Source organism: Streptomyces sp. NPDC055254 (genome assembly GCF_053606025.1).
Genome location: NZ_JBSGQV010000016.1, coordinates 78,170 through 89,556, shown reverse-complemented (window position 1 = coordinate 89,556; position 11,387 = coordinate 78,170). Strand labels below are relative to the sequence as shown.

Below are 11,387 nucleotides of genomic sequence, written 5' to 3'. Positions count from 1 at the left end.
TTGTGTGTTGTGCTGGGTGTCTTGGGTTTTCTGCGTCCCGTGCGGCGAGTGGTGCGGGGGGGGGGGGGGGGGGGGGGGGGGCGCGGGGGGGGGGAGGTCCGAAGGCCTCCACCCCGTCGGGTCAGGCTCCGCGGTCAGAAGATGCTGCCGCCGCCGGCGCCACCGGCGCCGCCCAGGCCGCCGAAGAACCCGAGGCCGCCCACGCCGCCCTTACCGCCGTTGCCGCCTTGGAAGACGCCGAACCCGCCGGCCCCGCCCTTGCCGCCGTTGCCACCCTTCAGACGACCGTCACCGCCGCCGCCTCCGTTGCCGGCGTTGCCGCCGAAGAGACCGCTGCCGCCCTTGCCGCCCGCGCCGCCGTCGCCGCCGATGAAGCCCTCACCGCCGCCTCCGCCGCCACCGCCGCCACCGCCGACCAGGACTCCGTCGCCACCGGCGCCGCCCTTGCCGCCCTTGCCACCGGTACCCAGGACGCTGCCGCCACCGGAGCCACCGGAGCCACCGCCGCCGCCGATGATGCCGCCACCACCGGCGCCTCCGTCCCCTCCGGCGCCACCGGCGGCCGGCAGGGCCGTGGCCACGTGGGCCGGCACCGGGGCCGCGGATGCGGCGGCGGCCGGGAGGAAGACGCCTCCTGCGACCATGGCGGCCGAAGCGGCCAGCGTCGCGAAGCGGAAGCCCTTGCGGGTGGGGCGAACAACGTTGCTGGTGTCAATGTTGTGGTTCATGACTTTCTCCTACTGATCGAGAGGGAATTTCGATGTCCCCGGTTATTCGGGGCGATCGCGGTTCTCTTTCCGTTTGCGTTTCCGTTTCCGGTGAGGCCCGCACAACAAGTAAGCCCCGGCGGGCACGCCCCGGTCATGTTCCGGAATGTCGTGACTTGACACCTCCGGAACACCCGCTATAAGCGCCGGTGGGCGGGCACGACGAAGCGGTGGTCACCGTGGGGTGACCACCGCGGGGTGCAGCGGGTGCGCCGGGTGCAGCGGCCCGGGACGGCCCGGGACGGGCCGGGGCGGGCCGGGGCGGGCCGGGGCGGGCCGGGGCGGGCCGGGGCGGGCCGGGGCGGGCCGGTCCGGAGCAACGTCAGGGCGGCGATTCCTGCAGGTAGGCGGCGATCATGGCGAGGTCGTTGGCGATCCCCAGCACGTCGGTGGTGTCGGCGGTCGGCGTCGAGGCTCCGTTGACGCCCGCGTAGAAGATGTCGAAGCGGCCGCCGCCCTTGTCCAGGTAACCGGCGATCGTGATGGCGCCCACGGCCAGCCGGTCGTTGAGGGCGTCCCCGCCGACGGCCGCACCGGTCTTCGCGAAGACCTTCCCGCGTGCCGGGCATTCGCGGCAGTTGTCGGCCAGCAGGCCGTCGACGCCGAGGACGGGCAGGGCCTCCCGGAAGAGTCGCGCGTCAGGGGTGCGCTGCCAGTACGCCAGCATCTGCACGAGCACCCGGGGAGTGGCCCGGTCCGCGGGGTTGCCGCCGCGGCCGTCCATGAGCTGCGCCTGCTCGCGGTCGACGCCGGCCCGGTCCAGGAAGTCGGCGAGCACCGGGAAGCCGTCCTCGCACTGCCGGCTGCGGGCCGAGACGGCCAGTAGGCAGATGCCGAGGTTGGCGCCCAGGTTGTGGCTGACCTTGAGGATCAGCTCGGCGTACTGCGCGTACGGCGGGGAGGTGTACACGGCCACGCGCGGCCGGCCCTCGTAGTCGCGCGGCAGCCGGCCTGCCGGGTTGGGGCCCGTCGGAGCGGCGGTGACCCGTACCCCGGCCCGTTCGAGCGCCTCGATCAGCGCGGTGCGGCCGAAGGCGGCGGGGTCGGTGATCGGTGAGGTGCGCAGCAGCGGCTCGGCGTCCGCCGCGATGGTCCCCGACAGCCGGATCCGGGTGCCGCCGTCCGTGGCGGTCACCGTGACGGCGGTCGGCTTCCCGGCCGCCACGGTCTCCACCGCGGAGGTGACCTGGTACGGAGCGACCTTCGGCCGCCAGTCCAGCCGGGCGTCGGCACCGGGCCGGTCCCCGGGGCTGGTGAGCAGGTCGATCAGGTTGTCATTGATGATCAGCGGGGTCGGGGTGGGGTCGAGGACCGGGTCGGGCAGGAAGACGCGGTTGTCGACGATCACGTCGCCGTCGACGCGGGTGATGCCGGAGGCACGCACCTGCCGGGCGAGGTGGTCAATTCCGGCGAGGGGGTTCTGCGGGGTGAGGGTGGCGCCCGGGAAGTCGTTGGCGTAGGTGTGGTCGAGGTCGGTGTACGCGACCGTGCCGTCGGGGCGCGTCCGGCCGCCCATGGTGAGGTCGCCCTGGGCGACGAGGCCGAGGTCGCCGCTCAGCGTGGCGCCCTTCCGCTCGCCGACGGCGTAGACGGGGGTCACGAAGCGGTGGTCGGCGCCGAGCGTGTTCCAGGGGCCGGAGACGCTGATGAGTTTGGCGGTGGAGCCGGGGATGAAGAACCGGTCGGGGGAAAGGCCGTGCACCACGCGCCCGCCGTCCGGCTCGGTCTGCAGCAGGCCCCACTCGGCGTTGCGGTACTCGGGCTTCCGCATGATCTCCGTGATGCGCGGGTCGAGCCCGTCCGCCTCCGCGGTGGCGGAGGCCGGGGTCGAGGGCGCGGGCGTCGGGTCCACGGCGGCCGCCGGGCCCGGGACCAGCGCCAGGAGCAGCAGCGCGGCGCAGGTGGCGGCCACGCCGCGGCGCGGCGGTGCGGTGCGGATCGGACCGTTCACAGCGCGCTCCGTTCTCGCGGCTGTCTCCTCCCGAGGCCTGGGACCAGCGTGGCACGGCCGGATTCGGCGTGCATGTCACGTCCGCCCGGTCGCCCCCGGTCCCGGAGGGTGTCGCGGCCACCCGTGCCGGGCCGGGACGTCGCCCGCCCGGAGGCCGCGGCGCGGGCGCGCCCGCCGCACACGCCCGCCCGCGCGCCCGTCGTCACCGGCGGCGTCCTGCGTCCCGCCCCTCGGGAGACCTTCGATCAGAGGCTGTGGCTGACCGGCGTGGTGATGGTGTTCGGCTTCCTGCTCGGCACCCTGCTGGCCGTGATGCGGCTCTCCGACAACCCGGTCCTGCAGACCCTGAGCTGGGGCTACGTGTGGCTCTTCCGGTCCACGCCGTTGCTGGTGCAGCTGCTGTTCTGGTTCAACATCGGCGCCCTCTACCCGACGCTCGGCCTCGGCATCCCCTACGGCCCCCAAGTCGTCACCGTCGAGACGGTGAACCTCCTCGGCCCCACCCTCACCGCCGTCATCGGCCTGACCCTGCACGAGGCCGCCTACGCCGCCGAGGTGGTGCGCGGCGGCATCCTCTCCGTCGACCCCGGCCAGACCGAGGCCGCGCAGGCGCTCGGCCTGAGCGAGCGCCGTACGCTGCGCCGGATCGTCGTGCCCCAGGCGATGCGCGCGATCGTGCCGACCGCCGGGAACATGCCCAGCGGGTCCTCGGCCGGTGCGCCGGTGTGCCGTACGTACCTGGCGCTACGGCGCCGACCGGCCCGCCGGCCCCGCGGCCGGCGGCGGCGGGAGCGGCGGCAGCGCGGGCTCGTACAGCCAGGCCGCCAGCAGCGCGTCCAGCGGCTCGGCCGCGTAGCGGGCGGCGTGGGCCGCGAAACCGCCCGTGGTCACCACCCCGTGGCGGTGCACCGTGGCCCACTCGCGCAGCATGCGGAAGAACGCCGCGTCGCCCAGGGCGTGGCGGAGCGCGTGCAGGGCGAGGCCCCCGCGCTGGTAGAGGCGGTCGTCGAACATCAGCTTGCGGCCCGGGTCCGCCAGCCGCAGGTCCTGCGGCCGCGAGGCCAGCAGCCGGTGGGCGACGGCCGCGAGTGCGTGTGCGGTACGGCCGCCGGAGCGTTCCGACCAGAGCCATTCGGCGTACTTCGCGAAGCCCTCGTTCAGCCAGATGTGGCGCCAGTCGGCGATGGTCACGCTGTTGCCGAACCACTGGTGCGCGAGCTCGTGGGCGACGAGTCGCTCCGCGCCGCGCACGCCGTCCACGTGGTTGGTACCGAAGAGGGAGAGGCCCTGGGCCTCCACCGGGACGTCGAGTTCCTCGTCGGCCACGACCACCGTGTACTCGCCGAAGGGGTAGGGCCCGAACAGCTCCTCGAACAAGCGCATCATGGCGGGCTGCCGGGCGAAGTCGCGGGAGAAGGCCGGCAGCAGGTGCCCGGGCACGTGGGCGGTCTGGGGTACCCCGTCGAGCCCGGGGTCACCGAGCAGCACCGTCTGGTGCATGCCGATGGACAGCCCGACCAGGTAGCTGGAGGTGGGCGCGGGCTGCTCGTACACCCAGGTGGTCGTGCTGGCCCTGGTGGTCCGGGTGAGCAGCCGGCCGCCGACCACGACCGTGTAGGGGGACGGCGTGTTGACCGAGATCTGGTACGAGGCCTTGTCGGCGGGCCGGTCGTTGCACGGGTACCAGGAGGGCGCTCCGACGGGCTGGCTGGCCACCAGCGCGCCGTCGGTCAGCTCCTCCCAGCCGAGGCCGCCCCAGGGGCTGCGCACGGGCTTGGGGTTCCCCGCCCAGTGCACCTCCACCGTGAAGGCCGCGCCGGCCGAGAGCGGCTTGGCGGGCCTGACGCGGAGCCTGCCGCCCCGGTGGGTGTAGTGCGGGGCCCGGCCGTTCACCAGGACCCGCCCTATCTTGAACTCGGCGAGGTTCAGATGGAACTCGGTGAGGGGCGCCCGCCCGGCGATCGCGCTCAGCCGGGCCGTCCCGGCGAGCCGGTTGGGGCCGGGCCGGTACTCCAGAGCGAGTTCGTACCGGTGCACGCGGTAACGGGAGTCGCCGTTGGCCGGAAAATACGGGTCCGACGCCGCTGTCTGCTGGCCGCTCACTGCCGCTTCCGCTCCCTGCGCTGTGCTCGTACGACGTGCCGGTGCCGCGTCCCGACCGCCACGGGGGCGGCCCGGAACCGTCCCTCAGGACCGCCACGCCTCGATCGGGTTGCCCAGCCAGCGGGTGTCGGCGGGGACGGACTCCCCGGCCATCACGAGCGAGGCGGGACCCAGGGTGCTGCGGGCCCCGACCGAACTGCCGGGCAGGACGATTCCGCCCGGGCCCAGGGTGGCGCCCTCGCGGAGGACCACAGTATCCGTCCGCAAGATCCGGTCGTGGAAGAGGTGCGTCTGCAAGACGCAGCCCCGGTTCACCGTGACCGCGTCACCCAGCTCCACCAGGTCCGTTTCGGGCAGCCAGTAGCTCTCGCACCACACGCCCCGGCCGATCCGGGCCCCGAGCCCGCGCAGCCACAGGGGCAGCAGCGGCGTACCGGGCACCGATCCGATCAGCCACGGCACGGCCAGGACCTCGACGAAGGTGTCGGCCAGTTCGTTGCGCCACACGAAGCCGCTCCACAGCGGGTGCTCCCCCACCCGGTGCCGGCCGACCAGCAGCCATTTCGCGGCCACCGCCACGAGGCAGGCCGCCGCGCCGGCGGCGAGCAGGGCCGCCCCGGACAGCAGCGCGGTGCCCCACACGCCCGCGCCCGTCCGCGTGATCAGCGCGCAGAGCGCCGCCCCGGTCAAGACCGCCAGCGCGGCCGAGCAGAACACCGGGACGAGCCGGCACAGCTCCACCAGGCCCCGCGCCCACAGCAGCCGTGCGGGCGGGTCGTACGTCCGGCTCCGGTCGGAGTCCGCGGCCGAGCGCGGCAGCCGGACCGGCGGCAGGCCCAGGTACGAGCTGCCCTTCTTGGCCTTCTTCGGGGTGGCGGACAGCACGCCGACCAGCCCGTCGTCGGGCACGGTGCGGCCCGGCGCGGTCATTCCGGAGTTACCGAGGAAGGCGCGGCGGCCGATCTCGGAGTGTCCGACGCGCATCCAGCCGCCGCCCAGTTCGTAGGGCGCGGTGAGCGTGTCGTCGGCGAGGAACGCGCCGTCGCCCACGGTGGTGAGGCTGGGCAGCGCGAGCACGGTGGACACCTCGGCGCCCCGACCGATCCGCATGCCGAGCAGCCGCAGCCACACCGGTGTGATCAGCCCGGCGTACAGCGGGAAGAGCGTCTCCCGGGACATGTCCATCAGCTGGGTGACCGTCCAGGCCTGCCAGCCGACCCGGCCGTGCGTCGGATGCGTTCCCGTACGCAGCCCGAGGCTGAGCAGGCGGACCGGGACCAGCAGCAGCAGCGCGTACGCGAACCCGTAGGCGAGCGCCCCGGGCACCACGGCGAGCAGCGCTCCGCGCAGCGCCTGGCCGAGCCCGGCGCCGGCGGGGACGAACCGGCTCACCACGAGCACCGCGGGCAGGGCGGCGAGCACGGGCAGGGCCAGCAGGCAGAAGCCGGTGGCACCGTAGACGGCGCGCCAGCGCAGCGGTCGCGGCGGGCGCTGCGCCGGCCAGGCGCGCTTGGCCTTGCCGAGCTTGACGGCGGGGGCTCCGGCCCAGCGCTGGCCGGTCGGGACCTGGCCGACCACGGCGGAGCCGGGTGCCACCTCGGCGCGCTTGCCGACCCGGGCTCCGGGGAAGAGGATGCTGCGGGTGCCGACCACTGCGCCGGCGCCGACCTTGACCGGTCCGATCACCAGCCGGTCCCCGTCGAGCCAGTGCCCGGAGAGGTCCACCTCGGACTCCACGGCGCAGCCCCGGCCGAGTTTGAGCAGGCCGGTGACCGGAGGCAGCGAGTGCAGGTCCACCTCGGGGCCGATCTTGGCGCCGAGGGCCCGCGCGTAGCGCTCCAGCCAGGAACCAGTGAGCGAGGTCGCGCCCGCGTACTCGGCCAGCCGCTCGGCGGTCCACAGCCGCAGGTGCACGCTTCCGCCGCGCGGGTGGCGGCCCGGCTCCACCCCGCGCAGCAGCAGCCGGGCACCGCCGGCCGCGACGGCGAGCCGCCCGGGGGCGCTGTAGAGCAGGAGCGCGCCGGCGGCGACGAGCCACCAGGACGCGGTCGGGGCCCAGGGGTAGGCGCCGAAGCGGTGCAGGACGTTGCCCAGGGCGAGCAGCGCAACCGTCCAGCGCAGGCCGACCAGGGTGAACAGCGGGAGCAGCAGGAGGGCCTGCGTCACTTGGGTGCGGAGCGGGACCGGTGCGACGGTCCGGGCCGCGCCGTCGTCCTGGGCGGACTTCTCCAGCCGCCGGGCCAGCTTGCGCAGGACGGGCTGCTGGTAGATGTCGAGCACGGCCGCACTCGGGTAGCGGGTGCGCAGCCGCGTCGTGAGCCGGGCGGCGGCGAGGCTGTTGCCGCCGATCGCGAAGAAGTCGTCGGCGGCGCCGGTGACGGCCACTCCGAGGGTCTCGCCCCACTGCTCGGCGAGCCAGGCCTCCGTGCCGTAGAGCTGTTCGGCGGGCCCGCTGGTCTCCAGCTCCGGTAGCGGCCAGGGCAGCGCGTCCCGGTCCACCTTGCCGGAGGTACGGGTCGGCAGTTCGCCGACCGGCGCGAGGAGCGGTACGAGGGCCGCGGGCAGCTCGGCGCGCAGCCGCTCGACGGCCGCCGCACGGTCCCAGCCGTCTTGGACCACCAGGTAGCCGACGAGCAGCTGGTTCCCGCCGCGCGCCGTGCGGACGGCGGCGGCCGCGCCGGCGACGGCGGGCAGGGCCTGGAGCGCGGCGTCGACCTCGCCCAGCTCGATCCGGCGGCCGCCGAGCTTGATCTGTTCGTCGCCGCGGCCGAGGAAGACCAGTCCTTCCGGTTCCGCGCGGACGAGGTCGCCGCTGCGGTAGGCGCGCTGCCAGCCGAGGGAGTCCAGCGGGGCGTACTTCTCGGCGTCCTTCTCGGGGTCGAGGTAGCGGGCCAGGCCGACGCCGCCGATCACGAGCTGGCCGCTGCCGCCCATGGGCACGGGGTCGCCGGACTCGTCGACGACGGCCAGGTCCCAGCCGTTCAGCGGGAGGCCGATGCGGATCGGTTCCGCGCCGGTCAGCAGGGAGGCGCAGGCGACGACGGTGGCCTCGGTCGGCCCGTAGGTGTTCCAGACCTCGCGCCCCTCGGTGACCAGGCGCTGGGTCAGTTCGGGCGGGCAGGCCTCGCCGCCGAAGATCAGCAGCCGGACGTCGTCGAGGGTCTCGGGCTCCCAGAGCGCCGCCAGGGTCGGCACGGTGGAGACGACGGTGATGTCCTGTTCCATCAGCCAGGGGCCGAGGTCGGCGCCGCTGCGCACCTGGGAGCGGGGGACGGGGACGAGGCAGGCGCCGTTGCGCCAGGCGAGCCACATCTCCTCGCAGGAGGCGTCGAAGGCGACGGACAGGCCGGCCATGACCCGGTCGCCGGGTCCGACGGGCTCCTCGGCGAGGAACAGCGCGGCCTCGGCGTCCACGAAGGCGGCGGCGCTGCGGTGGCTCACGGCGACGCCCTTGGGCCTGCCGGTGGAGCCGGAGGTGAAGATGATCCAGGCGTCGTGCTCGGGGCCGGGTCGCCGGGCGCCGGCCGGGGCCCCGGCGGTGCCGGTGGGGTCGAGGCGCTGTCCGGCGCCCAGCACCGCACGGACCCCGGCCTCGCCGAAGACCAGCTCGGCGCGCTCGTCGGGATCCTCGGCGTCGACCGGCACGTAGGCGGCGCCCGCCGCGAGCACCGCGAGGACGGCCACGTACAGCTCATTGGTGCCGGACGGCACGCGGACGCCGACCCGGTCGCCTAGCCCCACCCCGGCGGCGGCGAGGGCGCGCCGGCGGCGCTCGACCTCCGCGGCCAGGGCCCGGTACGTCAGCCGGGTGCTCCCGTCGTCGAGGGCGAGCTCGTCGGGGTGGGCCCGTACGGAGGCCTCGAAGACGTCGACCAGGGTGCGCGGCGCCGCGGCGGGACCGGCGCGGAAGAGGGCGGACTTGCCGGACTCCCCGCACGTCTCGCCGCCGGACTCCCCGCCGTCGAGCAGGGTGAGATCACCGCGCTCAGGTGTGCCTGCCATGGGCCCTCGCGTCTCGTTCCCGGAACCGTCCGGGTCGCCGGCGGAGCCAGGGTCCACCCAGGTTGTTCCGGTCCGGCGCCAAACAGCCCACCATTCTAGTGCGGTCTCAAGAATTTTCCCGTTGAAGCCTTGCGCGTGGCACGTTTCCGGCCTTCGCGGTCACCCGGACCGCTCGGGGCTCCACCGCGGCTTCCCGCAGGGATCCGGCCCAGGTCGGCCAGCAGCGACTCCAGCCAGGTCCGGGCCGCGTAGTAGCCGGCGGACGCGCCGGGCGGTACGGCCCCCGGGGCGTCGAGGTCCTCGTACGGCGCGCCGGGGTCCGGCGCCGGGGTCCACAGGGAGCCCCCGACGGGATCCAGTACGGAGGACAGCAGCAGCATCCGCCCCGCCACCCGGTCGCCGAGCCGGGTCACCTCCGCGGCCACCGCGGGGTCCAGCGGCGGTACGGCCACGGGCACCGGTGGACCCGTCGCCGGCGCGGGCGGCACCAGGACCCGCTCCGCGCCCCACAGCGTGTGGTGCCCGGTCAGCAGCAGGGCCTGCCAGTCGACGGCCGCCGGCGGCGTTCCGCCGGGCGCCCGGTCCGGCCCGGAGACCGGTGGCGGGCCTCCCGGTTCGCTCTGGAACTGCGCGAACGCCGACTCCGCCAGGACGACCGCGCGCCGCAGCGACCCGTGCGCCGGCGGCGCGCCCGGATCCCGCACCCCGCCGGCCGCGATCGCGGCGGCGGTGGCGACCACGGCCTCGGCGGCGGTGCGCAGCAGCACCGCGCCGGAGCGCCGCACCTCGTCCTGCGCGCCGCGGGGCCAGGCGAGCAGTCCGAAGACGGCGCCGACCGCGCTTCCGACGAGGACGTCCAGCAGCCGGACCTCGGCGATCCGCCAGGTGGCCGGTGCCAGCTGGGCGAAGACCAGGGCGACCACCACCGCGAACAGGGCCTGCGACCAGCCGACGCCCTTCACCGGCCCGAGCGTGAACGTCAGCAGCATCAGCGGCAGCAGGACGACGGCGTACACCTCGGTGTCCGTCCCGACCAGGGCGAGCACTCCGGCGGTGCACAGGGCGCCGATCAGGGTGCCCGCGAGCGCCTGCCGGATGCCGGCGCGGGTGGCGCCCAGGGTCGTACGGGTCAGGGTCAGCGTCGCCAGCATCGCCCAGAAGCCGTGCGGGAGCGAGGCCAGGCCGGCGACGGCCCGGGCGGCCGCCAGCGCCAGGCTGATCCGCACCGCGTTCTGGAAGAAGACCGATCGGCTTCCCGCGTGCCCCATCAGCCGCCGCCACCACAGCTGCGGCGCACGCAGCCGGGCGTACCAGAAGCGGCCCTCGGGCAGGCCCGGGGCGGCCGCCCGCCCCCGCACCGCCAGCGACGCCGCTCCCGCCAGGGCCGTCGCGGCGTCGGCCAGCTCCAGCAGGGCGGCCCGGCGGCGCAGCTCCGTGGGCGGGGCCCGGCCCGTCGGGGCCGCCGCGAGCAGGGCCCGTTCCCGGGCCGGGTCGGTGGGCGCCGCCCCGGCTCCGGGCAGCCCGCGCAGCCGTGCGGCGCTGTCCGCCGCGGACCGTGCGACGGCGCGCAGCAGGTCCCCTTCCGCGTCGGCCCGGGCCGCGCCGGGTGGCCCGGCGGGCAGCCGGACCAGCCGGTTCAGCAGCGTACGGCTCGACAGCCCGGTGTGGGCCAGGGCGCGGGAGCGGACCCCGGGCCCGGCCGGGCGCTCCGCCTCGGGGACCTGCGAGGGCCGCAGTGCCTCGCCCGCCTCCCGAGCCTGCGCCACCCGCGCCGGGGGCAGCCCGCCCGGCGCCCGGGCCAGCTCGTCGGCGCAGTGCCCCGCGAGGCGGGCGGCGCGGGCGGCGAGCTCCCGGTACGGGACGGTGGGGGGGTCGGGGAACAGCAGGGCCTCGGCGAGGACGAGCAGCAGGATTGCGACGGTGGTCCCGGCCAACCGCTCGCCCAGGGTGTCCGGGGCGTACGGCGGGAAGGACGGCAGGATGTAGAGGAGCTGGAGGCCGGGCGCCGCGCCGGCCTGGCGGGGCCCGCCCACGGCGACGAAGGCCAGGGCGAAGCCGATGACCAGCATCCCGGCGACCGCGCTCCAGGTCCGGACGGCGAGGAAGGTGCCGGCGGCGACCAGCAGCCAGGCCGCGGGCAGCAGCCGCACCAGCAGGCCGGCGCGCTGCCGCCCGGTCCCCGGGATGCGCGAGAGCCCGGCCAGCGACACCGCCGCGAACAGGGCGTAGGTGGCGCCGACGGAGGAGCCGAATCCGTACAGGAAGAGGTAGAACCCGGCTCCCGCGGCCAAGGTCACCCGCAGCGAGCGGCGGGCCGCGGCCGCGTAGGCGGCGGGCAGCCGGCGCCGCCCGCGCCCCGGGGCGGCGCCGGCGTCGTCGCCGACGCCTCCGGCGCCTTCGAGGCCTCCGGCACCCATCTCACCAGCATCGGGCACCTGCCACGTCCCGGCACCCGCGGCCGCGCGGACCACCGCGTCCGGTACGGAGTGGCCCGGCCGGACAGCCACCGTGCGGGTGGACCGGGGCGGGCGGGCTGCCACCGCCCGCGGGCGGTGGCCGACCGG

At 75.8% G+C, this 11,387-nt stretch carries 5 protein-coding genes and 1 pseudogene; 1 reads left to right on the top strand and 5 read right to left on the bottom strand.

The features are described 5' to 3' along the window. Positions 1 to 134: 134 nt before the first annotated feature. Positions 135 to 728: a hypothetical protein gene (locus ACWFQ8_RS17865; RefSeq protein WP_453787179.1), complete on the bottom strand. Its 594-nt coding sequence runs from the start codon at positions 726 to 728 to the stop codon at positions 135 to 137. 361 nt (positions 729 to 1,089) lie between these two features. Beyond that, positions 1,090 to 2,718 (bottom strand): D-alanyl-D-alanine carboxypeptidase/D-alanyl-D-alanine endopeptidase, encoded by a 1,629-nt coding sequence (dacB, locus tag ACWFQ8_RS17860; RefSeq protein ID WP_453787178.1) that lies wholly within the window; start codon positions 2,716 to 2,718, stop codon positions 1,090 to 1,092. Between the two features lie 72 nt (positions 2,719 to 2,790). Between dacB and ACWFQ8_RS17855 the strand changes: the two are divergent. Then, positions 2,791 to 3,444 (top strand): annotated as a pseudogene (locus tag ACWFQ8_RS17855) (amino acid ABC transporter permease); the annotation flags it as partial. 18 nt (positions 3,445 to 3,462) lie between these two features. Here ACWFQ8_RS17855 and ACWFQ8_RS17850 read toward each other — a convergent pair. From ACWFQ8_RS17850 to ACWFQ8_RS17840, 3 genes are all read right to left on the bottom strand, one after another. After that, positions 3,463 to 4,821: a M1 family metallopeptidase gene (locus ACWFQ8_RS17850; protein ID WP_453787177.1), complete on the bottom strand. Its 1,359-nt coding sequence runs from the start codon at positions 4,819 to 4,821 to the stop codon at positions 3,463 to 3,465. An 84-nt stretch (positions 4,822 to 4,905) separates the two neighbouring features. After that, positions 4,906 to 8,823 (bottom strand): Pls/PosA family non-ribosomal peptide synthetase, encoded by a 3,918-nt coding sequence (locus ACWFQ8_RS17845; RefSeq protein WP_453787176.1) that lies wholly within the window; start codon positions 8,821 to 8,823, stop codon positions 4,906 to 4,908. A gap of 95 nt (positions 8,824 to 8,918) precedes the next feature. After that, positions 8,919 to 11,240 carry an FUSC family protein gene (locus tag ACWFQ8_RS17840; protein ID WP_453787175.1) on the bottom strand — a complete coding sequence of 774 codons (2,322 nt, stop codon included), beginning with the start codon at positions 11,238 to 11,240 and terminating at the stop codon, positions 8,919 to 8,921. Positions 11,241 to 11,387: the final 147 nt, after the last annotated feature.

What these genes read in the sequence shown, in the direction of transcription:
- ACWFQ8_RS17840 (WP_453787175.1), bottom strand. Translation starts at nt 11,240, where the DNA reads ATGGGTGCCGGAGGCCTCGAAGGCGCCGGAGGCGTCGGCGACGACGCC.
- ACWFQ8_RS17865 (WP_453787179.1), bottom strand. Translation starts at nt 728, where the DNA reads ATGAACCACAACATTGACACCAGCAACGTTGTTCGCCCCACCCGCAAG.
- ACWFQ8_RS17845 (WP_453787176.1), bottom strand. Translation starts at nt 8,823, where the DNA reads ATGGCAGGCACACCTGAGCGCGGTGATCTCACCCTGCTCGACGGCGGG.